The organism is Nitrosospira sp. Nsp14 (genome assembly GCF_900113575.1).
In the GTDB taxonomy this organism is placed as follows: Bacteria; Pseudomonadota; Gammaproteobacteria; order Burkholderiales; family Nitrosomonadaceae; genus Nitrosospira.
On the sequence record NZ_FOPV01000009.1, the window covers coordinates 103686 to 129322 of the forward strand.

The following is a 25637-nucleotide window of genomic DNA, read 5'->3' on the forward strand; positions in this document are numbered from 1 at the left end:
TTTCCCTAGTGCCGGATTTTGTATCCGCTCTTCAGCATCCGCAACGTCACCCATGATACCGCCACAAAGCACACCACTACAATCCCGAGACTGATATAGGGTGAGATATCCGAGGCATTAAAAAAACCATAGCGGAAACCGTCGATCATATAGAAAAACGGATTCAGGTGAGACAACTGTTGCCAAAAAGGCGGCAATGAATGAAGGGAATAGAATACCCCGGATAAAAAAGTGAGCGGCAGAATGACAAAGTTTTGGAAGGCTGCGAGCTGATCGAACTTGTCCGCCCAAATGCCCGCGATAATCCCGATGGCCCCCAGCAGCGCGCTCCCCATAAAGGCGAATAGAAATACCCACGGGAATGAGGCCACGGCCACATCGAAGAAGCCGACTGTCACCAGATATACGCCCAGCCCGACCGCGAGCCCGCGTACAACCGATGCCAGGACGTAGGCGAAAAAGATTTCCCGGTAGGATAGCGGTGACAACAGAACAAAAACCAGGTTGCCAGTGATTTTTGACTGGATGAGGCTGGATGACGAATTGGCAAAAGCGTTCTGCAGCACCGCCATCATCACCAGGCCGGGGATCAGGAAGGCCGTATATGCCACGCCGGGGAAAGCCTCCACCTGCGCTTCCAGCACATGCGAGAAAATCATCAGGTAAAGTAGAGTGGACACCATCGGCGCGAATACTGTTTGAAATCCAACCTTCCAGAATCGCAACAACTCTTTGTATAGCAGAGTAAGAAACCCGGTCATGAAGCGAAGGCTGCGGCGCGCGTTACCCCGGCAGTGCCTGTGATAGTTACGAAGACTTCTTCCAGATCAGGTTGCAGAATTTCCATTTCGAGAATGCATGTTTTTTCCTCACGCAACGCAGCCAGTACGTCTTCTATTTGTGAATAGCCATTGAGCGTCAGAATGTGAAATCCCTCTTCCCGCTCGCTCATCAAAGGCTGCAGCACGGTCGGCAAAATATCCGGCGACAATCGCAACCGCATGGAGCACGTGGACACGCTGGAAATGAGATTCCTGATACTGTCGAGTGCAACAATATGGCCTTGCTTCAGCATTGCCACCCGGTTGCACAAGGCTTCCGCCTCATCAAGATAGTGCGTGGTAAGCACAATCGTGTGCCCGTCGCGATTCAATTGCCTGATGAACCGCCAGAGCCCCTGACGCAGCTCCACGTCCACCCCTGCGGTCGGTTCGTCAAGTACGATTACAGGTGGCTTGTGAACCAGCGACTGAGCCACCAGTACGCGGCGCTTCATGCCGCCGGATAACGCACGCATGTTTGCGTCCGCCTTGCTGACAAGATCGAGCTGGTGCAGTATTTCCTCTATCCACGCCTCGTTATTCTTCAGGCCGTAATATCCAGACTGGATGGTTAGGGTTTCACGGACCGTAAAGAACGGGTCATACACCAGCTCCTGTGGTACGACCCCCAGCATACGACGAGCTTGACGATAATCCAAGACTACGTCATGTCCCATGACACTGGCACTGCCGCTGGTCGCAAGGGTTAACCCGGCGATGATATTGATAAGCGTAGTTTTACCGGCACCGTTGGGGCCGAGCAGGGCGAAAAATTCCCCTGCTTCTATTTCGAGATCAACACCGCCCAATGCATGCAACGCGCCGAAACTCTTACGCAGTCGTTTGACTTCGATTGCCAGTGCCATTGAGAGCAGGGTATATGGGAGATAGGAATGGCAGGCACTCAGCAACAGCGCGAATTATTCTGGCCAGGCATCTCGGTGAGGGGAACGTTAGTCCGGTTCCCGGCGCGCTTCTGCCAGAGGCACCAGTTCAGCCACCCCGTATAGTTGAACCAGGTTCTGCAGTTTGGGCGGTATATTAGCGAAATATATCTGGCGTCGGCGCCGGCCGGTCCCTCGCTGCCATTCAAGCAGCATGCTAACGGCTGACGAGTCCACTTCGGTGACGCCCGCTAGATCCACCACCTGGTTCTCCTGGCTAAACAGGGCTGCGCCTCGAGCAACCGTCGCCACCACATTGTCGATGGTGACGGGGCCTGCAACGCTCAGTTCACCGCCTTCACGCACAGTCACTTCAGCATTCATCTCATTGAGCCAACGCAGCCTTCTTGTCCGAGGCAATCAGAGAGCGATTTTTGTCCGCGAGGGTCTTGATCAGTTTCTCCACACCGCCTTCGCGCACTTGGTTATTAAACGTGCTGCGGTAATTGGTCACCAGGCTCACACCTGCGACCGTAACGTCGTATACCTTCCATCCATCACCGGTTTTTTCCATGCTGTAGTCGATGGGGACCGGTTCCTGGCCCTGTTCCTGTATGACCCTGGTTTTTACAGTCGTATCGGTCTCGCCTCCCTTGCTTTTCAAGGGCTCGACCTTGATCGTTGCATCGCTGTAGTTCGACAGGGCGTTGGAATAGGTACGCACCAGCAACGTTCTGAACTCTTTCACCAGCTCCTGCTGTTGCTCAGGCGCAGCCTTCGACCAGTTCTTGCCCATCGCCAAACGGGTCATGCGGTTAAAGTTGAAGTGAGGGAGGATCTTCGCTTCCACCAGATCAAGAATTTTCGCTTTATTGCCCCCTTGAATGTCCTTATCCTGTCTCACGATCGCAAGAACTTCCTGGGCCGTATTGTCCACCAGCGTATCCGGATTGGTTTCAGCTATCGCCCATGCAGGGATCGCCAGCAGCCATGCCAAAAGCATTAGCGGGATGCCAAGATATTTTTTCATACGTTCCTCGTTTAAATTTACTTAGACCAAAAAAAGAATTGCTGTGCCAAAAGTGTCTCGTTAGTCCGCATCAGCCTTTTCCTTCCCATCACCTTCGGACGCCTTGTTGAACAGGAATCGTCCAATCATCTCTTCCAAGACCAGCGCTGAATTGGTTTTCATGATCTTGTCGCCGCTCTTCAGTAAAGCCTCGTCACCTCCCGCGGCGAGCCCGATGTACTGCTCGCCGATGAGACCAGACGTTAGGATACTCGCGAAGGTATCCTTTGGGAATTGGTAGCGGCTGTCGATGCTCATGATAACCTGGGCATCGAAAGTATCAGTGCTGAACTGTATGTCTGTCACTCGGCCTACTACCACCCCGGCGCTCTTTACCGGCGCCCTGACTTTCAAGCCCCCGATATTTTCAAAACTTCCTGTGACGGTATAGCTGTCGGATGCACTGTATGTTCCCAGATTCCCAACCTTGAAGGCCAGCACGAGCAGCGCCCCGATCCCGGCTATGACAAATATTCCCACCCATAAATCCATCGTAGATCGCTGCATCAGCTCATTCCCCTGAACATGAACGAGGTCAAAACAAAATCCAGGCCGAGAATTGCCAGCGACGAAGTCACGACAGTGCGCGTGGTTGCGCCGGATACACCCTCGGCCGTGGGTGACGCATCGTAGCCTTCGAACACTGCTATCGCAGTTACCGCGACGCCGAAAACGCAGGTTTTTATTACGCCATTGACGATGTCGTAGCGGAAATCCACCGCATCTTGCATTTGCGACCAGAATGAGCCCTCATCCACCCCGATAAGCACTACCGCTACCAGGTAACCGCCAAATACGCCGACCGCGGAAAACAGCGCCGCCAGCAGAGGCATGGAAATCACTCCCGCCCAGAATCGGGGAGCGACTACACGCGCAATAGGATCAACCGCCATCATTTCCATGGCCGCCAGTTGCTCGGTCGCTTTCATCAGGCCGATTTCCGCGGTAATTGCTGAGCCGGCACGGCTGGCAAACAATAGCGCCGCAACCACTGGCCCCAACTCACGCAACAGCGACAACGCCACCATTGTGCCCACGGCCGATTCCGCCCCGTATCTCTGCAGCGTTTCGTAGCCCTGCAACCCAAGGACCATGCCCACGAACAAACCCGACACCAGAATGATGATCAGCGACAATACACCGGTGAAATATACCTCACGGATGATCAGGCCGAAACGACGCAGGCTGGTGCCCGATTTCAGCATTGTCAGCAGGAAAAAACGGCTGGCGTAGCCCAATCGCCAGACACTGTCTATTACGCGATGACCGACGCCCCTGATGCCAATAACAATGCGTCTAGGCAAAACTGTTCTCCAGTCTCAAATCGCGGGCATACGCCTGGGCCGGGTAGTGGAACGTAACGGGCCCGTCTTCTTCGCCGTGTACGAACTGATGTACGAACGGTGCAACCGACTCGCGTACTTCCGACGGGGTCCCATGCGCCGCAATCACGCCATCCGCAATGAAATAAACATAATCCACGATTTTTAAGGACTCTTGTACATCGTGCGTGACGACGACCGACGTCATGCCCAATGCATCCGTCAGGCGGCGGATCAGATTACCGATGACTGTGAGCGAGATCGGGTCAAGCCCGGTAAAAGGCTCGTCATACATGATGAGAACCGGATCGAGCGCGATGGAGCGCGCCAGCGCCACTCGTCTCGCCATTCCTCCAGAAAGCTGCGCGGGCATCAGGTCGTGCGCTCCACGCAGGCCGACGGCCTGCAGTTTCATGAGGACCAGGTCGCGTATCATGGGGTCCGGCAGATCAGTGTGTTCCCGCATCTGGAACGCGACGTTGTCGAACACGGACAGATCGGTAAATAACGCCCCGAACTGGAACAGCATGCTCATTTTCCTGCGTATGCGGAAAAGCTCGTCCCGCGTCAGCTTATGCACGACATTGCCTTCGAGCTTGACATAACCTGAGGAAGGGCGAACCGCGCCCCCGATGAGACGCAGTAAAGTAGTCTTGCCGCTGCCGCTGCCACCCATGATGGCAATCACCTGGCCGCGGTGCATGTCCATATTGATCCCCTTGAGAATCGGGCGCTCTCCATAGGAGAAGTTCAGGTCCCTGATTTCAACCAAAGCGTCGAGTGCCATTCTGAAGGCGGATGAATGCGTAATTCGTAATGTCGATTTTAATCCAAATGCGCATACAGCACACCATTCTATCGCGCGCGGAGACGACACCATTCTCATCAAAAAAGTGGATAGGCCTGCGCCCCAGCCTGTGTTTTCGCCTGTTCAGTTCCTGCTCAGGGCATTTAACTGCCAGGATAAAGCAGCGACAGGCGATACCCGGCTGCGTTCAGGTCGCCACTGTCCAAATGGAGGCTGATGTTGATTTCGTTATTCGGCGCAATGGCATCTGTCGGCTCCACCTTGTGCCCGAGATACGCTTCGGGCAGGAAAGTGCGGCTGGCGAGCGGTCGGTCTTTAGCATCGATGAGGGTCAGCTGAAACAACGGAAACGCTTGAGGATAGGATGCGTGATTGCGTACGGTGGCGCTGAGCGTAATCACGCCCGGGCGTTGCGCGTCCGACTGCATGTCTGATGTTTCGATGTTCAGCAATTTGGTTCGCTGAGGCAAGCGGATGGTGCAGTCTAATAGCTCGCAGTAACGCGCAAGGTATGGCTTGGCGGCGGGGGCCATAACCGCCAACTCGGCACGATAGTGATAAGCAGCTTGCGCAGCCAGGAAAAAAAGCAGGATTAGACTGCCTAGGGCCCAGGCAAAAGTCCACGCGATGGTGTTTTGGCGGAACTCTGCTTTATCTGAAGCATACGCTCTCGACGAGTAGCTTTCTTCAGGAAAGTCTTCCTGATCCTGAGCAGTGGCCTCCGGCGTCCCCAAGACCGGCTCTTCCCGGCCATGGCCCGCGGTAAAAGCTCGCTGCTCCGGAGCGTTGGTCTCCTGCATCCGCCAGACGGGCTCTTTCCCGCCGACCTTCCTGTCAATCGAGCTCTCGTCGGACGCGGCCGCCGCTTCCCGTTCTCCACTTCGCGCTTCTTCGGCTGGCGGTTCCTCGACCGGCTGCTCCTTGGCGGACTGTCCCCCGGCGGCGGGTATGAACGAAGGCATAGCCGGTGCTGGCGGCACCCCGTGCTGTGCTTCTTCCGCGACTGTTTGCGCGGCGCTTGAATCGGCGGGCTGGGTCAGAGGGCTTCCGCTTTCGACCCCGCTTGCGTGCCGCAAAGCTGGCTCGGACGCATCATTTGGCTGCTCCATCTCGGCTGCGACGGCAATTCCCCGTGCCGTCTGCTCAGCCTCTGGCGGAGCCGGGCGCGCAGGCTCCAGTTCGCGTAATGTCGCGAGCATGGAATAACCATTGAATACGTGCGCACACCGACCGCAGCGCACATCGCCGCCATGCGCCTGCAAATCCAGCGGCGTTACGCGGAAAGCCGTCGCACAATTAGGACACTGCGTTATCAGGGACATATCTGTTCTGCTTTAGAGAAAATTGAATCACGTTCTCGTTCCCGTCAACAAAACCCAACCGTCCTGTTCTCGCGCAATCCGTATATCAAACGCGTGCCGATACGCTTGCGCGACTTCTTCGGCCTGTTCGGTTAATATCCCCGAAAGCGCGATGCGAGCTGCAGGTCGCGTAGCGCGCGTCAGTATGGGTTCCAGTACGATCAAAGGGCCGGCCAGGATGTTGGCGACAATCACATCCGCGCTGATCGCGTCTATTTCGCCCGTTCCACCCGCCCGGGCCGCATCGCCAGTCTCATGAAATTGCAATTGTGCTTCGCTGCAGCGATTGAGCAATGAATTTTGACGGCTGGCGTCAATTGCCTGCGGATCGATATCGATTCCAATGACGCGATGCGCGCCCAGTTTTGCGGCGGCAATGGCAAGTATGCCCGAACCACAGCCGTAATCCAGAACATCTTCTCCCCCGCGCAAGTTTTCGTCAAGCCATGCCAGGCAAAGTTGTGTAGTGGGATGACTACCCGTGCCGAAAGCCAGGCCGGGGTCGAGTATCAGATTCACTGCGTCTGGATCGGGTATCTGGTGCCAGCTTGGGACTACCCATAAGCGCGGGGATATTCGGATCGGACTGAACTGAGCCTGAGTAGCGCGGACCCAATCCTGCTCTTCCACGCGTGTCGTGCGATAGCTGGGCGGGAAAGGAAGCCCAACCGCATCCGTGGCAGCGTGCAAAATGGACGGTATGTCCGCTGCTTCATCGAATAAGGCGGTAACCTCCGATGCGACCCAAATCTGCCCTTTTGCCTCGCCGACTTCATCGAACAGGGGCTGTTCACCCGCGGTGCCCGCTGCGGCGTCATGCAGGTCAGTTGACAGGGCGCCCAGCTCCATTAATGCGTCACTCAAAACTTGTGCATGAGTGTCATCGGTTTCGATGGCGAGCGATATCCATGGCATAAGTTATAACCTCAAAAGATCCTGCACGTGCGCATTTAGGGTCGATTCGGACGACCGCAAACATTCTCGAATGCACAGCTTCCGGCTACTGACCGTATTGAGAATAGCGATATCAGGACCGGATAGCGCGATACCCCTGCCCAGCCGCAATGCGATCGCAAGCTGATCTATCCGGGCTTATTGTAGTTGGCGAGCTTTTGCTCCAGGTAATGGATACTGGTGCCGCCATTCAGGAATGCGGCATCGGATAGCAGATCGAGATGTAGGGGGATGTTGGTTTTGATTCCCCCCACCACCATTTCGGATAGGGCAATCCGCATACGGGCAATCGCCTGCTCGCGATTTTCCCCGTACGCTATCACTTTGCCGATCATGGAATCATAATTGGGGGGTACGAAGTAATTATGGTAGACGTGGGAGTCGACGCGGATTCCCGGCCCGCCGGGCGCGTGATATTGGGTAATGCGGCCCGCAGATGGCGTAAGCTTATAAGGATCTTCGGCATTGACGCGGCATTCGATGGCATGACCCTTCCAGGTAACGTCCCGCTGGCGAATATTCAATTTTTCCCCAGCCGCCACTCGAATCTGCGCCTGGACCAGATCAATTCCGGTTACCGCTTCGGTGACGGGATGTTCGACCTGCAGGCGCGTGTTCATTTCGATGAAATAAAACTCGTTTCGTTCGAAAAGAAACTCAAACGTGCCTACGCCACGATAACCAAAACGGCGGCAAGCGTCCGCGCAACGGGTGCCGATCCTGTCCCGCAAACGCGTAGGGATGCCGACCGCGGGCGATTCCTCGAGTATTTTCTGGTGACGGCGCTGCATCGAGCATTCCCGTTCTCCCAGGTGGATCGCATTGCGGTGTTCGTCAGCCAGCACTTGAAACTCAATGTGCCGAGGGTTTTCAAGGTATTTTTCTGCGTAAAGCGTCGGATTGCCGAACGCCGCCTGGGCTTCGTTCCGGGTAATGATAACCGCGTTGGACAATGCGGCTTCGGTATGTACCACCCGCATGCCCCGGCCGCCCCCGCCCGCAGCAGCCTTGATGATCACAGGGTAGCCAATAGCGCGCATAATCGCCTTGATTTCTTCCGGAGCATCGGGCAACGCGCCATTCGACCCGGGAACGCAGGGCACGCCCGCCTTTTTCATTGCCAACTTGGCGCTGACCTTATCGCCCATAAGCCGGATCGTGTCGGGCCGCGGCCCAATAAATACAAAGCCGCTCCGTTCCACACGTTCGGCAAAGTCGGCATTTTCCGACAGGAATCCGTAGCCAGGATGGATCGCCTCGGCGTCGGTTACTTCCGCCGCGCTGATGATCGCGGGGATATTAAGATAACTCTGAGCTGAAGGGGCGGGTCCGATACAGACAGATTCATCGGCGAGTTTGACATATTTCGCGTCGGCGTCCACCTCCGAGTGTACCGCTACCGTCTTGATACCCATCTCGCGGCACGCACGCTGTATCCGCAGTGCGATTTCACCACGATTGGCAATTAGTATTTTTCCGAACATGTTTACCTAGGTAACTCAGACGGGACCATATCAATCGATTACAAATAGCGGTTCGCCATACTCTACCGGCTGCCCGTTTTCCACCAGAACAGCCCTTATCACTCCGCTTTTGTCGGACTCGATTTCGTTTAAGAGCTTCATCGCCTCGACAATGCAGAGCGTATCGCCTTCCTTGACCGTCTGTCCTACCTCCACGAAGGCAGGGGCGCCCGGCGCAGAGCTACGGTAAAACGTTCCCACCATGGGTGATTTTACAACGTGGCCTTCGGGAATGGTTTCGGCAGGCTGGGGAGGCACGGAGCCCGCGCCCGTTTGGATGACGGAAGCGGGTGCCTGCGGCTGAGCCATGGTCACTGTTGGGGTGGCGGAACCTTGCGCCGGGTTTGCGGATTTGCTGATGCGAACTTTTTCTTCACCTTCAGTAATCTCCAGTTCGGCGATACCGGATTCCTCGACCAGGTCAATCAGCTTTTTGAGCTTTCTAAGATCCATAATAGCCTCCCGGGGAACACCCCAGATTTTTCTTAACTTGCTTAATCAATATTGTTTGTTATTGGACCGTGGTCTGGTCGAAATATTGGGAATGCAGCATCTGCTTTTGGTACAAGCCCATACCAGCCCACGCACTAGAATCGCCACTTGCCCTGCTCATCCCGATCCGTCTCCCTCGGCGACGCGTATGGACAGGACATAGTCCAGGGCGAGCTCATACCCTTTCGGTCCGAGGCCAGTGATTACACCCCGTGCAAGATCCGAGAAATACGACTTTTTGCGAAACGGCTCGCGCGCGAAGACGTTGGAAAGATGAACTTCAATGAAAGGAATCTCAGTCGCCGCAAGCGCATCCCTCAACGCAATGCTAGTGTGAGTAAAAGCGGCAGGATTGATGATAATAAAGTCGGTTTGTTCCCGACTCGCGTCCTGAACACGATCGATCAGCTCGGCTTCGGCATTACTTTGAAAGTACGTTAATCTCGTTCCCGCTTTTGCAGCCAATTTCGTCAAATTACTGTTAATTTCTTCGAGTGTCGCCCTTCCGTAGATATTCGGCTCGCGAGTCCCCAACATATTCAGGTTGGGTCCGTGCAGGACCAGAACGTGTTGTGCTTGAGTCGCCCCCTTTTTCATGGCCGCAAGTTTGACGCAAACCGGGAAAAAAGTCTAGCTGTGACGAACTTATCGGCGAAAATCGCGGAATATACGCGGATTTCAGAATAAATCGGTAGGGCAGCCGATCTGATATGCGAAAATCGAGTCAAGCCCGACTTGTCAGGAGCACATTACAGCGGTTGGGTGGAAACCAGCCCAGGACAACTGTTTCGCTGGCGGCTTACCGCGGTTTCATGATGGGGCTCTTCGGTTCGAATATACTTGGCCGTTTGCCCGCAGTTCTTCAAACCTCTATAATCCTATTTCGCTTCACGAGGCTGTTGTAGCTCAGTTGGTAGAGCAACTGATTCGTAATCAGTAGGTCGGAGGTTCGACTCCTCTCAACAGCACCATAAAAACAAAGCATTATCGGAATTGCCAAGGACGGGATGACACGCGGGGTAACGTAGGGGTAACTTCGTAGGGAACTACCGCTCTCGACTGGCAGGTTTCACCGCCGATGACCTCGTGGTTTCCCGTCTGCGTCTTATCAAACCGGCCGCCACGCTCGGCTCTAGACAACCAGACCGTAACCTCGAACGAATGCGCTGCTACTTGATGGCTCGGCTGTCGGTAAGATGACCCGTAGCTAGGAGCGGGTCGCTAGACGAGGTTGCGAGTGCCTTTTGTCCACACTTGGGACTGGCCGTGATCGATCAGCGCCATCACAGATGAACACACCCACCTGGAACTACCGCCACCTTCTGGGGGCATTTTGCGAAAGTACCATCCAGACAACGCCTTCTCTACTCGGACATTGATCCACGGCTTATGCTTTGCTTGAAGCTCGCCCGCCGTTCTGTGGTGCCGGGTGGGTAGTCGGACTAAAGCCGATGCACGCCAATCATGCGGCGTTTTGGAGAATCGGACACAGCGCGCCGTGCAGTGCGGCTTTCAGGAGGCGGCGGGTGGCAGCGGCTGTGATGGTAACTTGAGCTTCCAGTTGGTCACAAAGCTTCATCAACTCATCCACCTTCGCAACGATCCGATATTGCTCGGCGAGGGGTGGGAGTGCTACTAACATGTTCTTCAGCGCCGTCCCGTTAACATTCGCCTGTCCAGTTTGTTTTTTAATTAATGGAATAATCTGAGTTTCGCGAAACTCAGATGTGTTCATAGCCAAATTTAGGTAATGGGGACAGCCGGAAGTCGGCGATGAGCGAATCCGTATTAAATATGAGGCAAAAGTTCTGGCGTCATCCTCGTCAAGGTAAATACCAGTCTTCCCGACGAGTTCAGCGCTATTCGTCCGGTTGTACAGAATATCAAGCTTGCGCAGGTAAAGCGCCGGAAGTTCATTCGACGATTCTGGTATCCTTTTCTCACTTCTGTAAATGATTCGTCCATCCTGAATGTTACCCATTGTGAGAACAGGCACCCCATTGTCAGCAGTATGGGACTTCAGGGATGTTCCATACTGGGTGAACAGAACGGCGCTCCCGATACGCGCCCATATCCAGTTATCCGGAATTGCGAATGGATGGGCGTCCGGATGAACAGGTTCAAGGGGTGGTTCTCGGCGAATCGATCCTTTTTTAACAAGATCGGAGCGCTCTACTGCTACTCGGTGGAGCAATTCAGTCGCTGGTTCGTCGTCGGGGTCTTGGGGAACAAGTTTGCCTCGCACGGCGAGATTGAGGATAGTTTGACGCAGCTGCTTGATATGCGCTGGACGGGTGGTTAGGCGCGGCAGGTGGTCAAAGATGAAATGGTCGCCGGCGCAACACGGTTCGTTACCGCTAGGCTGGTTCAGCTGCTGCAAGCTGGCAGCTAGCAAACGGTCGCGCCCTTTCTCCCGCTCGTGAGTTGCCGCTTCTAACTGGTCGCACAGCGACATAAGTTCATCGACGCGACCCTGAACAGTTGGCGTAATGATGGGCACCGGTACTTCTGCGATTTTGCCAATTGTTAACGTCACGTTTGCGGTGCCATTCATTTTTGACACGAGCAACTCAGCCCTGAACGCCGTCAGGTATTCAAAAAGAAATCGAGCAGAAATCAACTTTTCATCAATGGGAAATACCGCGCACAGAATCGTTCCGAGTGCGAACTTGCCTTCTTGATAATGGAGCCGATTCAAACTGGCATGACCGTGCCCAGTAGATGAAACCATCGGAACAATGGCGGCCGTACCGTCGAAATCATAGTGATCACAGGTTGAACGCCCCTCCCCCGTAGTAACAAGGGGAAATTCGCCCGGGGTCGCGCCCTGAATTCCGGTCAGCCCTTTTTGGAGGCTTGCTAAGTTGCCGAGACGCTCAAATGTACGATGGGCCATATCTGGGCCCGGGAGTTCTTCTGACCTTATTGGATCCATTGCTTTCTGCTTCTTAAGCCTACCCTGCTTAATGAGTATGGCGGCTTTGGCTTCAATACGGTTGAGCATTTCCGACGCAGAAATATCCGCGTCCGGCCTTTCCAACAGCTTTCCTCGAATTGCCAAATTAACAATGTAGCGGCGGAGCAGTGGAATATTTTCAGGGTCATTGGTAACCAGATCAAAACGCTCCAAGAGGGCTCTTTCACTCATCGCAGCAAAGCTTCTTCAAGAATCGCCCTAAGTTGGTCACGAATAGCTTTTGTTTTTTGCTCGGTCGCTACGAGTTCGATTAGTAGTTGCTCTGGATCGGCGTGATCGTTGGGAATGATGCGCGGATTCTTAAAGTCTAGGTTGTAGTTGCGCGCCTTGATGTCGTCTATGCTGACTTTCCAGGCTAGATCTGTTTCCACCCGGTTCCCGCGTCCTGCCTCGCCCCACCACTCGAGACAGCCTTGCAGGTATTCCGTTTTCATGGGCTTTGTCATTGAGTAGGCTTGCTGCCCTTCTGGCACACGATGCTCGTAGAACCAAATTTCTTCCGTCGGCGTGCCCTTTTCGAAGAACAGCAGATTGGTGCCTATACTCGCGTAAGGTTTGAACACACTGTTGGGCAGGCGCACAACGGTGTGCAAGTTGCACTCTTCGAGCAGGTGTTCTTTTAGCCGCGTTTTCACGCCTTCACCAAACAGGGAGCCATCTGGCAACACAATAGCAGCGCGACCACCGGGTTTGAGCAGTCGGATAAACAGGGCCAGAAACAGATCGGCCGTTTCTTTGGTGCGAAAATGTGAGGGGAAATTAGACTCGATACCGTCTTCTTCCTTGCCCCCAAATGGCGGGTTAGTGAGGATGATGTCCACCCGGTCGGTTGGGCCATAGCTGATGTAAGGCCGCGCCAGTGTATTGTCGTGACGCACGAAGCTGGGTTCCTCAATGCCGTGCAGCAACATATTTGTGACGCAGAGCATGTGCGGGAGCTGTTTTTTTTCTACCGCTCGCAGGTTCGTCAGCATGCTTTGTTCATCCTCGACTGTTTTGACATAGCGGTCGCGCATATGTCGAATAGCGCAGGTGAGAAATCCACCAGTTCCACATGAGGGGTCAAGCAGGATTTCGCCCGGCTTAGGATCGATTCGATCGACCATGAAGGCGGTGACAGCACGAGGAGTGTAATATTCGCCCGCATTGCCAGCGCTTTGTAGATCGTTGAGCAATTGCTCGTAGATGGAGCCGAAATGCTTGCGCTCGGTCAGGTCATTGAAGTCCACGCGACTAATTTTATTGATGACCTGCCGCATGAGATGGCCAGACTTCATGTAGTTGTGGGCATCTTCAAAGACACTGCGGACCACGCGGCAGCGGTTAGCACTGTTGCCCGAGGCGGGAAGTGCCTTGAGCTTAGGGAATAACTCGATGTTAATGAAGGTTTGCAGCGCTTCCCCGGTGATACCCTCGGGATCACTCGCCCAAGCTCGCCATTGCAGAGCTTTCGGGATTGGCGACCGGTAATTGTCCTGCATCACCTCGAGCTGTTGATCCTGGTCATCGATTATTTTCAGGAAAAACATCCAGCAAAGCTGGGAGAGACGCTGGGCATCCCCATCGACACCCACATCCTGGCGCATGATATTTTGGATGGATTTAACCGTATTCCTGACTGACATGATTTAAACAATATCCTGATAAAGAGCGGTTTGCAGTTCATGAACCGCGTTCTCGAAACTGGTGCGAGACCCGAATTGCTTAATGAGCTGGAATGGTGTTCCCATCCTGTTGAAGGGCGAGATTTCCAGAATCTTGCTGTTATCCAGACCGCTGATAATGCCCTCGTCCTGATACTTGGCTAGGAGCGCTTCTAGCACAGCCCGTGCTTGTGCCCCGTACTTTGTGAATACATCGCGTTTGCGCACATTATTGGCTCGGTCGCGCCGTGTCAAAGGCGGCTGATCGAAAGCAATGTGACAAATCAGGTCGAAGGGATCAAGGTCTTTATCTACTTCTTCCAACAACGGGGCCAGCAACAATCCTGCTTCCGCCAGTTCTTCAATAATGGCTTCCTTCCGCTCGACAGATCTCCACCGACGCAGGAATTGATCAAGACTAATGTATTGCTGCCGAATTGCCTTACGACTGTAGTCGCGCAGAGATTCAGTAATTAATTTGCCGTCTTCATCCAGATATTCTACCCGCTCGGTGAGCACGGCCACCGGGTTGCCCTTGATATAGAACTTGCGAGGGCTGTCGCCATCGTCCGGCGGTAGATCGATAACCGGCGGGTCGCCATCGACTACCGTTTCATCCTCGCCAGGCTGTGGCGGAATAGGCTCTTCATTGTCGTCATCGGATGGCGGCACATCGTCCGGCGGGACGACAGGGTCGTCCTCACCGGGCTCGTAAATCTGGGCGGGCTCGCCGTCGAAATCGGGGTCGGCAAAATGGTTGGTCGCTCTGCGGAAGTCGACTAGGGTGAAATAGTACTTTTTCGTATCTTCATGCACCCGGGTGCCACGTCCCACGATCTGCTTGAACTCGGTCATGGAGCCGATTTCTCGGTCGAGCACAATCAACCGACAGGTTTGTGCATCGACTCCGGTGGACAGCAGGCGTGAGGTGGTGACAATAACTGGGTACGGCGCCTCGGGATCAATAAAATTGCCAATTTGCGCTGCCCCTTCGCTATCGTTCCCCGTGATCCGCATCACGTAGCGCACGTTTCGTTGGACAAGGTCCTGGTTCTCATTGATGAAGGCTTGGCGCATCCGAGCCGCATGTTCGGTATCGACGCAAAAAACAATCGTCTTCTGCATCCGATTGCCGCTTTGCTTCAGGTGGTCCGACACCCACTTGGCGACACGCCTCGTGCGTTCGTCAATCACGAGGTTGCGGTCAAAATCTTTTTGATTGTAGATGCGGTCTTCGATTTCATGGCCATAATCGTCCACTTCCGCTTGCTGGGGCCGATAACCTTCTGCATCAACGTCCAGATGTACCTTAATGACTTTATAGGGGGCAAGGAAGCCGTCGCGAATGCCCTGTCTCAGGGTGTAGGTGTATACCGGCGCCCCGAAGTAATGGATGTTTGAAACATACTCGGTTTCCTTGGGTGTGGCGGTAAGGCCAATTTGCGTAGCGGTGGAAAAATATTCGAGGATTTCCCGCCAAGTGGAATCTTCGGCCGCGCTGCCCCGATGACATTCGTCGATAACGATGAGATCGAAGAAGCTAGGCGAAAACTCGCGGAACAGTTTTTGTCGTTCGTCAGGGCCCGTAATTGCCTGATACAGCCCGAGATATATCTCATAAGACGTGTTGATGCGGCGGTGCTTGTCGACTGCAGTTGTAATGACCTCTAAATTCCCATCATCCCGTTCAATGGTTTTGGCACCGGTGCTAAGTTTGGCCATAGCCGCACCGAAAGGGCGGAAGTCGTTGACCATAGTTTGGTCGATCAGAACATTTCGGTCTGCCAAAAATAGGATGCGTTTCTTTAGCCCGACGTTCCATAGACGCCAGATGATCTGAAAAGCTGTGTAAGTTTTGCCGGTGCCGGTTGCCATGACGAGCAAAATACGATTTTGCCCTTTACTGACGGCTTCAACCGCGGCGTTGATAGCATTGCGCTGGTAGTAGCGTGGCTCCTTGCCACTGCCGTCGTCGTGATAAGGTTGCAGGACAATCTCTTCCTGTTCAGATTCCAGTCCTTTCCAGATACAGTATTGCTTCCATAAGGTTGCAGAGCTCGGAAATGCGTCGAGCGCAAGCGTGGTTTCCAGTTGGGCACTCAGGCCCGTGCGGTCATGAAACGCGAACCCATCGCCGTTGGAAGCGAATACAAAGGGGATATCGAGTGTGACGGCATAATCCAGCGCCTGCTGCATCCCATCGCCTACGGCAAAGTTATTGTCCTTCGCTTCTATCAGGGCGATAGGGAAGTGCTGATGATAGAGGATGTAATCAGCCCGCTTCGCCTTGCCTCGCGTGACCAGCTTGCCCCGGACGATGATGCGACCCTTAGTGAAAAAGACCTCGCGGCGAATCTGGGCTAACTCATTCCATCCCGCCTGTATAACTGCAGGTGTAATGTACTTGGCGCAAATGTCGGATTCGCTCAGCGTTTTTTTGCTCATGTTGCCCTATTTGAAACACGAGACCGTCGAGAGCAATACTGGGTAGGTCAGGCATATTCACCAAACCGTTGGGTTAGAGCTCTCACCTGTCGACAAACCGACCTCATGGGCCGTCTCAGCAATTCTATCAAACTCGGCAGTACACGCCATGGTCTAAGGTACACCGGAGCATTTCCTTTTCATCATAAAGGTAGCTTTTGCTATATCGGCGCCTGGTATACGTAACTTCGTATCTGCTTCGGCTATCAAAGCTGGCAATGGTTAGACGAAATTGGGCTTAACAATAGACTCAATTTCTTTTGCGAACTTAACGTCCAGTTTTTTGAAAGCGTCAATTACCTCTGGCCAACATACGCTTACGTATAGCCTTGCTTCGCACTCTTCGATAGTGGCGATGATCTCGTTGGCGGTTTTGATGTCTCGGAAATGTTCTAAGTTAGACCACCTTTTTCGCAACAACTTGCGCACGTAGATCGAGTAGACGCCTGCTTTAGTCCGGGTGGCGACAATATAGTCCGTCCAATCAGAGATCATATTGTCGCCTTCCTCCTCAAAAAGCAAAGCTGCAGGACAACGCGCGAATGCCAGCGGGTGTTCATTCACCATTATTTTTCCTTTTCGAATCAAGCAAACGGTCATAATCGTCAAATGAGGAGGCGAGCTATCCGGACTTGAACAATGTGCAGGGCTAGATCAGACCTGTAATATCAATCGCACCTACAACGCCGCCGCTGCTTCAATCTTCCGCGTTATTTCCTCAACATCCCCTAGCAGATTCATAGCATCGGATTTGTAACCCTTTAGTGGCGGCTCTAACTGCCGTCCCGACCATAGGCTATTGACGGAGTTCATGCTGTTTTTGCTGCCGTTTCAAATCGGATCGTGGTAACGTTATCCGGTTCGTCTACATCGATGCTGACGTTGCTCAGGTCTCTTCCAAACCCTCGAGCAAGTATTTGCGGGTGGGCAAGAAATCTTCAAACGCGAAGGCGAGAAGCAACCCGACAGAAAGATGCACTTTCGGTATCCATTACATCACCCTCGGTTGATTTGTCGTGGCTGGCAGGCGCCCTCCTACCAGCTGCACAAGCTCGTCACCTATTAAGCCACCTGTTGTTTATTAAATAAATCAGCCTTTTTTGGTCTTAACCATAGGACAGCGGAACAATAGCGTGTGGCCTGCTAACTGTATTACTGGCACAGGCTCGATCATACGGCTATGGAGATTAATGAACAGTGGACCTTAGTACAGCTTTTTCCGTGCAGGCAAACCTAGCCGGTGAACGTATCACGGTTGGACTTTCAAGCTGAGTAGTCGCGAGGTGTACGTCAGTCCAATAGTTATTTCTACAATAATTAGTAGACTCGCGTTTAGACATGCTTGAGCTAATGGACGTTTCAGAGTTAGTCAGGAAGGGCTTTTTGCTGTAGTCGTTCGGATCTAATTTGAGACTTGTCTTACAGAGTTGGGGTTGCTCCAGAAGTTTATCGCGTGACGTCCGCAGTTGCCCCGTTTATAAAAAGGGGAAGGAGGCGAGGAATGATTGATGAGGTATACGACCCGAATTGGACGGCAAAGGTTACGGTGCCTGTACGCAGGGTCGGAACTAAATGGGAATTCTTCTATGGTGGAGACGTCCCCGTACACGAAGGAACCATTGGCAACCTTGTTATCCCTATCGCGCAAATCATGGACAAAGCCTTTCTTAAAATGGTTAGTGACGAGACTGTTGTCAAGATCCTGGATGAGGGTACGAAATTATTGGTAGCCCTCAGTGACCGAGGCGCGGGTATGAGATATGTACGGGTAGGACGACCTTGGCCAGATGTTCCCATCGAAAACATGCCTCCAGGCACGACACGGTTCGAACAAATTGTGATTGGCCCGCCGAACATATCTATCCCCCGACAAAGGGAATTGGTCGCAAAAAAGATGGGGGGTGGACTTTGGATTCGGCTAAAGGGACTCGAGCGTTCAGAGCTGGAGTGCAGTACTGTACATGTGCCGGAAGAAGTATCTCATAAGGATGCGGTTAGCCTCAATCACGCGTTAACGCTGCTATCACAACATTACGAAACACATCGCATTTCACACACCGGTAATGTCTACGAACGGGTCTTTTACCAGGAAGAGAATAATAAGTGGTATCCCATCGGGCACCTCCGAGAGGGAGTCCGAGCGCGGGCAGAGAGGAGCGTTATTGCATCAGTTTGGGACAGAATTGAAGAGAAGTTAGGCTGGTGCCAGCTAATCCCTGAACCAAAGCCGATCAATGGGCGCCGTCGTTCACGTAAATAGCAAGGGGTAATTTACGGCGATTTATTACTTCCGCCTGTTTTCTACTCTGGAAGGGCCCGTACGCTAGCGGTTAAAAATCAACCGGTCTCTATAGATATAGAGTTGTTTTTGTCGTATCCAAATATGGCCGCTTCAGTCGAGATAACGAATGAATGTTGAATACTGTCCAGCATCGAAGGTAGGATCAAGCTTAAGGGCCAGATCGCGTAAAAAACCGTGATCGTCCGAGGCCCGACTTCTTGCCCAAGTTTGGCTGTTACTTTCTATCCCCTCAATGAGGTCAACGCAATCGCCGATCTCATACCGCCCCAACCTTGGCCGGATGGCCTCGCTAAAACGTCGATCCGCAGTATCGTAGCTGCCGCTGGCGACGTAATATTTATTGGCTAGCCGAACAACTACCTTATCCCATTCGGGGGACTCTGACAGTTCCTCAAGGGCTTTCCACATGTTGGTATCAATCTGCGGACTTTCTTGTCCAAGAATCCACTCGCCCAACCGCATACCATGCTCCTGCAAGCTCTCCGCTGTGAACCAGGCCATGCACCTCCCCCACACGCTATGTTCCGCAGCATGTTGAATTGCCGTTTTTGCGTGATTGGCCAATAATCGGTACAAATATGGTTCTTTTGAGAGGAAACCGATGAGATAGACGACGGGGCTACCAGTAGGCGCTATCTCGCTGAAATAGTCTTTGTCTGTTTCGACCAAGCTTCTGAAACCATGCGGGTTTCGCGAGAATAGCAACTTCAGCGCCCTGTAGTTAATGTCTCGGTTTTTCTCGCAACGCTCATTGGTGAGCCGAAACGCAAACCTCCATAATGCCCGAAACACAAGCTTCTCAACCTCCGGATTGAAGCGCGCGAAATACTTACTCTCCAAGTACGCTTTTAGTTGCTTGTCGTCGATCAGAATACTTGATGTCTGTTCGAGATTTTCAACAAGGTCATCTACGATTTGTTTGGACAGAATAGGTGCTTTAGTAAGCAAACCATCAAGGGTATTGCGAATCATTGCGCGGGCCGTTTCCCGGTTGGGTCGGTGCAACTGGAAGTTCGCGTTCACCACCGGATGTGCGGCGAGATGGCGCTGTCTCTGCAGATGCAACAAATTTTCCCGATCCGCGATATCGAGTAGCTGGGTTTGCTCGGCAACCGCCACAACCAGCTTAGTTTCCCAAATCGGCGACCGTTCGTTTTCCTGTTGCAGCTTACCGATCTCAGTCAGAATGTCCTTGGCCTTTGCATCGCCATAGAGGTCGTCGAGGTTCTGTAACTTGAAGAGGAGATCGCAGACGGCAACTGCCCACAGCATAACGACTGATGATCGGTAGTTACCCGACTCATAACAGCTCAACACCTCTAAAAAATATTCCTTGGTTCGTGCGTCGAAAATCTGGGTTGCACGCTGCTCAATAGAATACTCGTCAAACATCTACCACCTCTCTTTGGAAACATAGACGTTAGCAAAACGGCACTTCCCCATGTGTGAAGGGGCTTGCCGGATTGCCTTCGACGAAGGGATTGACGGGCGGGATAGTGCACTCAATCTCGAATCAAGGTTTGGAAAATTTGGGGCACGGAAATTAGCAGCCTCAAGCGCAAAGTTTTCCTGCCCACCGCCGTGGGAACTTTTTGTGACAATTGTTCTTTTTTTGCTGTCATTACGCTCACCATCGAACTAAGGCAAACTGTTCTATACCGAATTCCTGGCGAAGGTAATCACCCCAATACAACCAAGCCTCTAGGCCATTGTCGTTTGCTCGCATACTTTCGGGAAGCAGAAAACCATTTTCAGCGTTATCTTCCGCAGCAAACAGCTCCCGCAAACGCCTACCTGCATCGTTAATCGAAATGAATCCGTGATCGTCTTGAACGGTCCCAGCCACTTTCGCTAAGAAACTCGTCAAGCTAGTCCCAACATCGGGCAATGCGAGGGGGGAGTGGAAGCATAAATCTGAACCCCCCTCTGTAAAACTGTAGCTGTGCTTAGCGTCCGATACTATTGAGTGGGGTGGAATGGAAATATGCTCGCGCAATACAGGAACTTGATCGAATTTGATTTCGCCACTCGTACTGGAGATCAGGATTTCCTCCAATTCCCAAGGGCTGCTGCGCCAAAATATTGGCCACAACATTAACCCCGACATGTGGACATGAAACCTGTATGCAGACCGTTCGAGAAACAACGGGCAAACATACGCCGCATCCCCAACACCGGCAGAGAGCAGCCGCTTACGCAGACGGTACAAGACGTTGTGTTGGTAGTCGTAGTGCTGTTCCCGCTTCTTGCGCAACTCGAAGTACAAAGTGTGAGGCGACACGGGCAAACGTAGCTTTTCTCTGTCGGCAATGACCTTGGCTGTACTGATGTCGGGGTATGCAGATGGCCGTTTGAATTGCATGTAAAAAGGCTTGAAACTCTTCAGATACCCATCCAATCGCGCATCCGCTCCCAGCCATCGCTCCTGCCGCCGGGAAAACGGTTTGATTGAAAAACGAAGGCGGGGAAAACTCAATACGGACAAAAAGGATTCAATAGCGAAACCAACAGTGTCTTCGGTGAAGTCCGCATCGAGGCGAAAACTATTTTTATTCGTCTTTGCCAAATATATCTCTCTTTTGATCATGTTAGAAATTGTGAAACTCCTCAAGCAGCGAGAAGCCCCCGAGCGCGACATCGAGCGTCCCCCGGCTCTAAATTCTTCTCATAGACTCAATCCAACCATTTGTAGTCCCTGGTTTAGCTATATATTCTGAGCCCCTCGAATTCATGCGCAAATAAATGCTGGGAAGCCTCATTAGCTCATCTCAGGTTTTTTGTGCGCACGTCAAGGGGCCTGCCGTAATCACCGCGATCCTAATTGCACTACAGTTCATGTAAAACATACCCCTGCACGATGGGTTATATAACCAGAAATGGATACCCTAAATAATACGAAGGCTCCCACAACCACCGCTATGCTCAAGTCCACCGGATATTACTGCTGAGGTAGGATAATAACCCCTTTGAGCTAAGCAATTTGGATTTAAGCGTATCAAATGGAGAGGGTGTTCATGCCATCGCCGGACCGAACATCGAGCAAAAGCACGAGACGAATAACGAACAAGAAACGGCAAGAGAAAAGAGAAAATGACGTTTTAATAGTGGCGAATGATCGCCGTATTCGAATGACCCCAAATTTTAAATGAATCTCATACCAATACTCAGTACCAGCGCTAGGAGTAGGTGGAAATTAGATGCGCAGGGCTTTCAACTGACAAAGATAAAAGACCGGTTTACAATCCTTTCCACAAGCGACGGCTGGGGCCTGCCTGTCCTTCCCTATTCTGATATTCGCCTCCTTTGCTCTTTTAGCAACAGGGACAATTCGCGCAGCAAAGGACGTGTACCGCCCTTATATGCGTTACGTGCCACTTTTGCCTTGCCCTCCGGGGTTCGAGCCCCTATTGAATGCTCCCACGGTTTCCATTGCTGAATCAGCTCTGATTGCTTCGCCCGCTGGTTCCACGTCCATTTTCTCGCCGCCATGACCTACCTCTAATAGTTCGTTTTGCTGCATTTCATTTTTTCCCGGCCGCATCGCTGACAACGGCGCAGTTATCGCATTGTTAACCTGCTGGTGGCCATGCGCGATATTTGTTTGCCCTGAATATATTGTTGGTGGATTCTTGATTGCTGCCAAGGATTCAAGGGTAGCTCTGCACTGGGTTTGTGCTCTTAGCGCAACACGGATAAAACTGTCGAATGAGGTGGGGTGCGTGGCCGAAAAAGCTTTTTCCGTCAGTCGAGCGAAAAGGCTTTGCAACGCGGTCGCCTGATTCATAAGCATCGCCTCCGCTTGAGCCAGGTCGCCCTTGCTGGCCGTCGCAGCTTGGTCGCGTAAGATGTCCATCAATGTCGGCACGTCAATATGTTCACCCACCCCCGATTCATGTTCCACTTTATTAATAATTCGATGCGCTGCAAGCTCGGGCGAAATCACCAGCCTCGCATAATTGCGCCCCCTCTTTTCCCCGTTTTCGCCATCTTCGCACTGCACCGCCTTGCGCGGGTATTTCTCGGGCTCAGATTTTGCCACCTCTTGCTGTTGCTTGTTCCCCACTATTGGCTCCTTGTTGGATCAATGAACACGGCAATTAAAAGCATACTATCACTCCACCGTTCCGCACCCGCACATGTGATACTGCAGAGGTAGAATCAGGGCCACGCCACCACTGCTCGTTCCTCCGGTAACAGGTAACAATCCAGTATCTACGCTGGTTTCCGCGTTACCGAAGGGTTACCCGTTACTGACGATTCGGTAACATTACTCTCCGTTACTGGCGATTCGGTAACGGGTAGCAGCATCAGTAACATCAATAACCGCGCCCCTATTGAGTTTCGGAGAATTGTTACCCTGTGACCGAGGATCTTCTGGGATGGGCAGGTAGCGTGCGAACGCATCAGCAAACTGTCCTACCTCAAACCCCTTACAGCTGCTAAAACCGAAGCGGATGGTTTTCGACTTGATTCCATACGGTTTCAGTAAATTTGTCACCTGTCGCATTGTTATGGGCTTACCCCGGTTGTAAGTATCCCATGACTTTTCAGAGTCCTCTGCAAGCGAATCCATCAAATCCGTGTATCTAATCTTGGAAATGGGGCCATCAGGTCCATTCTCAAAAATTTCCCGAATGTCGGATAATAGCTCGTTAGTCGGACTGACCAATTCATGACTTTTGTTACCGGACAGTTTCAATGCAGCATCGGTTGCCCGTTTAGTCCATCTCGCGCCTGCGCATTCGGCTATTGCCAACAGCGGTTCCCAATTATCCTGTTCCCGATCTCCTAGCGAATCGGGGAGTATCGGTTGCGCCTGCTGGACCTGTTGTGAAAAGTCATCTGCGAAACGCGCCAGCTTTGATGCTAGATCCGCAAACAGATCATTCTCGGCATGCCGTAACCGCGAAACCTTTTCATTCGGTAATTTACGCCGGAGTTGAATTACTATTGCCCGACTCATCGTCGCCGGCGGCAAATGCCTTTCCAGGCTTATACCCGCAAACGCCTTCGCTCCCCACACACTGAAAGCCTTCGGTTCATGATCGTCGCCAACCAATCGCCATGCGAAGGCACTATCTCGGGTGTGGCCAGCATTTATCAGCCCGGACATTTCCTCATCAGTTTTGATGAACGTATCCGCCTCATCGATCATGATTGAAGGATGCCACTTTTCAGCAATTCGAAATAGCGTTGCCGACCTCATATTGGCTGTGCTGAGAGCCTTACGGGACAGCTTGAGTAGCAATGATAAAAGTTGCGACTTGCCACACTCCCTCTCGGGCGCATTGATGATGATCAAGGGCGCTACTTTCACCACGTCGATAAGCCATGTAAATGCCACCCATAGCGCCACCGCATGTGCCTGCTTTGAATCCAGAACGATGAAACGCCGAATGATCATTACTATTTCATTCAGAAGTTGAGCTGGGTGTATCGGTTCCGGCCACGGCTCGGGATCAGTAAAGGGGCTCTCATCAGTAGTCGTCGTCTCGTCTACTCCCCGGACAAGTTTGTCCAAGGTATCAGCGCGAATGCGCAGGATTTTGGCCTCGTCTTTGCGTACCCGGTCGTATTCAAACGGGGGTAACGCGGCAAGACGCTCAATGGCCTCATCCTTGCTCTCAGGATCCGGAGCAACCATGGATAGCGCCGAAACGGCGGCAGCGGTGGCATCGGGATTTTTTGCCAACCAGTCGACGCAATCTTCCTTCTCAGCTAAAGCCAACTCATCAATCTCGATGTGCTGCAATTTACAGCCGAGCGCCCTTAATTTACGTGTTATTGCCAGGGCCCAGCGCTTCCCGGCTTCGTCGTTGTCGCGCCATAACACAACGTTGCGGCCAGCCAATGGCTTGAAGTCCGCCTTTTCAAATGAATCGGCCCCGCCACTTGTAGTTGCGAGGAGCCCCAGTGTCTCGAGTTCGTCCGCGCACTTTTCGCCCTCCACCAAGAAGACGACGTCATTGGGGCGCAGATGCAGTTGATGTAGGCGATATAAAGGTTTCCCCGCTGGAAACTCGGGCACTCCCAGGACATAAGACTCAACTTCAAACTTCATGGGGAGGAAGCACTTCTCGCCCGTGGCAGGGTGTCTGAGACGCATACGGTGATAGACCGCACGGCCGTTTTGGTCCGTGTACTCGTGTAACGCTTCGGGTCGGTACCCTTTCGCTAGCATGAACCCAACGAGGCGCAGCGCTCCCTCCTTTGCGGTCTCAGTCATGGCCGTATACCCCATGCGCCCAGTTGCTTTGCGGCCTCCACAAAGCTCAGCCCAGGCAGTTGCCTATGAAAAGCCAGCACATCGCTTCCATGAGCACCGCAAGCCATACCGCGAACGCCGCCCGTGTCAACGTTGATACGCAAGCTCGGTCTGGTGTCATCTTGGAAAGGGCAGCGAGCGTATTTCCATTCCCCCTTGCCGGCTGGTTTCAGGTCCTGACCCTTATGATATTCGGATGGTATTGCGAGCTGGTCACGTCGAAACAAGAAGTAGTTTCGATTTCCTTCCCAAGTCTGAATCGTTAGTTTCATCGCTCCCCCCTTAAACCTTTTTCTTCAGTTTCCGAATACTCCTGAGAGTTGGGCTCGTCCGCTGCGTTGCCCCTGCATCTGTGGTAAGACTTGATGTCGGAGTGTTGGGGCAACGCTGAGCAAGACCCGTGCTGGTTTGCCTGGGATTTGTGCTTTTGCCTGATCTCGGCCGGAGGGCGCAACACCGTAGTGATAACCTCGCCTTTAATCTGGCCCTGGGTTCTGCGCGCGAGGAACGAATCGAGGTCCGACTTGCGATACCTGACTAGTCTGCCGACTTTTATATAGGGAACGTCATAACGTCCTGTGCTACGCCACACAGGAAGGGTGTTGTCAGCGAGACCGAGATATGAAGCAGCTTCCAGTGTCGAAAGCAGGGGGTCGGTGGGTCGGTTTTCTAGGAGAGATTCGGATAAAACTCTGGTATTCATAATATTCCCTCGGGTTTCGCTGTAAATGG

At 52.8% G+C, this 25637-nt stretch carries 23 protein-coding genes and 1 tRNA gene; 2 read left to right on the plus strand and 22 right to left on the minus strand.

Annotated elements, in window-relative coordinates; translation table 11 throughout:
- Positions 1-5: 5 nt before the first annotated feature.
- The 12 genes from BM022_RS07675 to aroQ form a co-directional block, all read right to left on the minus strand.
- Positions 6-761 carry an ABC transporter permease gene (locus BM022_RS07675; protein WP_091138213.1) on the minus strand — a complete coding sequence of 252 codons (756 nt, stop codon included), beginning with the start codon at positions 759-761 and terminating at the stop codon, positions 6-8.
- On the minus strand, positions 758-1687 hold the full coding sequence (locus BM022_RS07680; protein WP_091138214.1) for an ABC transporter ATP-binding protein: 930 nt from the start codon (positions 1685-1687) through the stop codon (positions 758-760). Before BM022_RS07680 ends, BM022_RS07675 begins: the two co-directional genes overlap by 4 nt.
- Positions 1688-1774: 87 nt before the next feature.
- Positions 1775-2089: an STAS domain-containing protein gene (locus tag BM022_RS07685; RefSeq protein WP_091138216.1), complete on the minus strand. Its 315-nt coding sequence runs from the start codon at positions 2087-2089 to the stop codon at positions 1775-1777.
- 1 nt (position 2090) lies between these two features.
- Positions 2091-2735, minus strand: coding sequence for an MlaC/ttg2D family ABC transporter substrate-binding protein (locus tag BM022_RS07690; RefSeq protein ID WP_091138217.1), 645 nt, complete (start codon positions 2733-2735; stop codon positions 2091-2093).
- 60 nt (positions 2736-2795) lie between these two features.
- Entirely contained in the window at positions 2796-3281 is a 486-nt protein-coding gene (gene mlaD, locus BM022_RS07695; protein WP_091138219.1) for an outer membrane lipid asymmetry maintenance protein MlaD, read from the minus strand.
- Positions 3281-4078 carry a lipid asymmetry maintenance ABC transporter permease subunit MlaE gene (mlaE, locus tag BM022_RS07700; RefSeq protein WP_091138221.1) on the minus strand — a complete coding sequence of 266 codons (798 nt, stop codon included), beginning with the start codon at positions 4076-4078 and terminating at the stop codon, positions 3281-3283. The genes mlaD and mlaE overlap by 1 nt, the downstream gene beginning before the upstream one ends.
- Entirely contained in the window at positions 4071-4883 is an 813-nt protein-coding gene (locus BM022_RS07705; RefSeq protein WP_091138222.1) for an ABC transporter ATP-binding protein, read from the minus strand. Before BM022_RS07705 ends, mlaE begins: the two co-directional genes overlap by 8 nt.
- A 164-nt stretch (positions 4884-5047) precedes the next feature.
- Positions 5048-6226, minus strand: coding sequence for a DUF3426 domain-containing protein (locus tag BM022_RS07710; RefSeq protein WP_091138224.1), 1179 nt, complete (start codon positions 6224-6226; stop codon positions 5048-5050).
- A gap of 27 nt (positions 6227-6253) precedes the next feature.
- Positions 6254-7180: a 50S ribosomal protein L11 methyltransferase gene (prmA, locus tag BM022_RS07715; protein ID WP_091138226.1), complete on the minus strand. Its 927-nt coding sequence runs from the start codon at positions 7178-7180 to the stop codon at positions 6254-6256.
- 167 nt (positions 7181-7347) lie between these two features.
- The gene (gene accC, locus BM022_RS07720) at positions 7348-8703 is read right to left on the minus strand and encodes an acetyl-CoA carboxylase biotin carboxylase subunit (protein WP_091138227.1); all 1356 of its coding nucleotides are present in this window, start codon (positions 8701-8703) and stop codon (positions 7348-7350) included.
- Between the two features lie 30 nt (positions 8704-8733).
- The gene (accB, locus tag BM022_RS07725) at positions 8734-9195 is read right to left on the minus strand and encodes an acetyl-CoA carboxylase biotin carboxyl carrier protein (RefSeq protein ID WP_091138229.1); all 462 of its coding nucleotides are present in this window, start codon (positions 9193-9195) and stop codon (positions 8734-8736) included.
- Positions 9196-9351: 156 nt separating this feature from the next.
- Positions 9352-9831 (minus strand): type II 3-dehydroquinate dehydratase, encoded by a 480-nt coding sequence (gene aroQ / locus BM022_RS07730; RefSeq protein ID WP_091138231.1) that lies wholly within the window; start codon positions 9829-9831, stop codon positions 9352-9354.
- Between the two features lie 298 nt (positions 9832-10129).
- Here aroQ and BM022_RS07735 point away from each other — a divergent pair.
- Positions 10130-10205 (plus strand) — tRNA-Thr (locus tag BM022_RS07735).
- Positions 10206-10696: 491 nt separating this feature from the next.
- Here the strand turns inward: BM022_RS07735 and BM022_RS07740 are convergent.
- The 4 genes from BM022_RS07740 to BM022_RS07755 all read right to left on the minus strand — a co-directional run bounded on the left by BM022_RS07740 (position 10697) and on the right by BM022_RS07755 (position 16905).
- The gene (locus BM022_RS07740) at positions 10697-12382 is read right to left on the minus strand and encodes a restriction endonuclease subunit S (RefSeq protein ID WP_091138232.1); all 1686 of its coding nucleotides are present in this window, start codon (positions 12380-12382) and stop codon (positions 10697-10699) included.
- On the minus strand, positions 12379-13836 hold the full coding sequence (locus BM022_RS07745) for a class I SAM-dependent DNA methyltransferase (RefSeq protein ID WP_091138234.1): 1458 nt from the start codon (positions 13834-13836) through the stop codon (positions 12379-12381). Before BM022_RS07745 ends, BM022_RS07740 begins: the two co-directional genes overlap by 4 nt.
- Positions 13837-13839: 3 nt before the next feature.
- Positions 13840-16299 (minus strand): EcoAI/FtnUII family type I restriction enzme subunit R, encoded by a 2460-nt coding sequence (gene hsdR / locus BM022_RS07750; RefSeq protein ID WP_091138236.1) that lies wholly within the window; start codon positions 16297-16299, stop codon positions 13840-13842.
- A 261-nt stretch (positions 16300-16560) separates the two neighbouring features.
- Positions 16561-16905 carry a hypothetical protein gene (locus BM022_RS07755; protein WP_091138238.1) on the minus strand — a complete coding sequence of 115 codons (345 nt, stop codon included), beginning with the start codon at positions 16903-16905 and terminating at the stop codon, positions 16561-16563.
- 934 nt (positions 16906-17839) lie between these two features.
- On the opposite strand from BM022_RS07755, the gene BM022_RS07760 reads away from it, so the two are divergent.
- Positions 17840-18598, plus strand: a complete 759-nt coding sequence (locus BM022_RS07760) for a hypothetical protein (protein ID WP_091138240.1) — start codon at positions 17840-17842, stop codon at positions 18596-18598.
- A gap of 132 nt (positions 18599-18730) precedes the next feature.
- On the opposite strand, the gene BM022_RS07765 is transcribed toward BM022_RS07760, so the two are convergent.
- The 6 genes from BM022_RS07765 to BM022_RS07790 form a co-directional block, all read right to left on the minus strand.
- A complete protein-coding gene (locus BM022_RS07765; RefSeq protein ID WP_091138241.1) occupies positions 18731-20032 on the minus strand; it encodes a hypothetical protein in 1302 nt (433 codons plus the stop codon).
- 235 nt (positions 20033-20267) lie between these two features.
- The gene (locus BM022_RS07770; protein WP_177191653.1) at positions 20268-21227 is read right to left on the minus strand and encodes a hypothetical protein; all 960 of its coding nucleotides are present in this window, start codon (positions 21225-21227) and stop codon (positions 20268-20270) included.
- Positions 21228-22004: 777 nt separating this feature from the next.
- A complete protein-coding gene (locus BM022_RS07775) occupies positions 22005-22703 on the minus strand; it encodes a hypothetical protein (RefSeq protein WP_091138243.1) in 699 nt (232 codons plus the stop codon).
- Between the two features lie 204 nt (positions 22704-22907).
- Positions 22908-24866 (minus strand): DUF3631 domain-containing protein, encoded by a 1959-nt coding sequence (locus tag BM022_RS07780; RefSeq protein WP_177191654.1) that lies wholly within the window; start codon positions 24864-24866, stop codon positions 22908-22910.
- Entirely contained in the window at positions 24863-25177 is a 315-nt protein-coding gene (locus BM022_RS07785; protein WP_091138246.1) for a CHC2 zinc finger domain-containing protein, read from the minus strand. The genes BM022_RS07780 and BM022_RS07785 overlap by 4 nt, the downstream gene beginning before the upstream one ends.
- Positions 25174-25608: a helix-turn-helix domain-containing protein gene (locus tag BM022_RS07790; protein ID WP_091138247.1), complete on the minus strand. Its 435-nt coding sequence runs from the start codon at positions 25606-25608 to the stop codon at positions 25174-25176. The genes BM022_RS07785 and BM022_RS07790 overlap by 4 nt, the downstream gene beginning before the upstream one ends.
- Positions 25609-25637: the final 29 nt, after the last annotated feature.

Coding starts and splice junctions, on each gene's coding strand:
- BM022_RS07760 (WP_091138240.1), top strand. CDS start 17,840: ATGATTGATGAGGTATACGACCCGAATTGGACGGCAAAGGTTACGGTG.
- BM022_RS07690 (WP_091138217.1), bottom strand. CDS start 2,735: ATGAAAAAATATCTTGGCATCCCGCTAATGCTTTTGGCATGGCTGCTG.
- BM022_RS07780 (WP_177191654.1), bottom strand. CDS start 24,866: ATGACTGAGACCGCAAAGGAGGGAGCGCTGCGCCTCGTTGGGTTCATG.
- BM022_RS07755 (WP_091138238.1), bottom strand. CDS start 16,905: ATGGTGAATGAACACCCGCTGGCATTCGCGCGTTGTCCTGCAGCTTTG.
- BM022_RS07710 (WP_091138224.1), bottom strand. CDS start 6,226: ATGTCCCTGATAACGCAGTGTCCTAATTGTGCGACGGCTTTCCGCGTA.
- BM022_RS07740 (WP_091138232.1), bottom strand. CDS start 12,382: ATGAGTGAAAGAGCCCTCTTGGAGCGTTTTGATCTGGTTACCAATGAC.
- accC (WP_091138227.1), bottom strand. CDS start 8,703: ATGTTCGGAAAAATACTAATTGCCAATCGTGGTGAAATCGCACTGCGG.
- aroQ (WP_091138231.1), bottom strand. CDS start 9,831: ATGAAAAAGGGGGCGACTCAAGCACAACACGTTCTGGTCCTGCACGGA.
- hsdR (WP_091138236.1), bottom strand. CDS start 16,299: ATGAGCAAAAAAACGCTGAGCGAATCCGACATTTGCGCCAAGTACATT.
- BM022_RS07705 (WP_091138222.1), bottom strand. CDS start 4,883: ATGGCACTCGACGCTTTGGTTGAAATCAGGGACCTGAACTTCTCCTAT.
- BM022_RS07765 (WP_091138241.1), bottom strand. CDS start 20,032: ATGTTTGACGAGTATTCTATTGAGCAGCGTGCAACCCAGATTTTCGAC.
- BM022_RS07685 (WP_091138216.1), bottom strand. CDS start 2,089: ATGAATGCTGAAGTGACTGTGCGTGAAGGCGGTGAACTGAGCGTTGCA.
- BM022_RS07785 (WP_091138246.1), bottom strand. CDS start 25,177: ATGAAACTAACGATTCAGACTTGGGAAGGAAATCGAAACTACTTCTTG.
- accB (WP_091138229.1), bottom strand. CDS start 9,195: ATGGATCTTAGAAAGCTCAAAAAGCTGATTGACCTGGTCGAGGAATCC.
- BM022_RS07675 (WP_091138213.1), bottom strand. CDS start 761: ATGACCGGGTTTCTTACTCTGCTATACAAAGAGTTGTTGCGATTCTGG.
- BM022_RS07770 (WP_177191653.1), bottom strand. CDS start 21,227: ATGATCAAAAGAGAGATATATTTGGCAAAGACGAATAAAAATAGTTTT.
- BM022_RS07745 (WP_091138234.1), bottom strand. CDS start 13,836: ATGTCAGTCAGGAATACGGTTAAATCCATCCAAAATATCATGCGCCAG.
- BM022_RS07680 (WP_091138214.1), bottom strand. CDS start 1,687: ATGGCACTGGCAATCGAAGTCAAACGACTGCGTAAGAGTTTCGGCGCG.
- BM022_RS07790 (WP_091138247.1), bottom strand. CDS start 25,608: ATGAATACCAGAGTTTTATCCGAATCTCTCCTAGAAAACCGACCCACC.
- mlaD (WP_091138219.1), bottom strand. CDS start 3,281: ATGCAGCGATCTACGATGGATTTATGGGTGGGAATATTTGTCATAGCC.
- prmA (WP_091138226.1), bottom strand. CDS start 7,180: ATGCCATGGATATCGCTCGCCATCGAAACCGATGACACTCATGCACAA.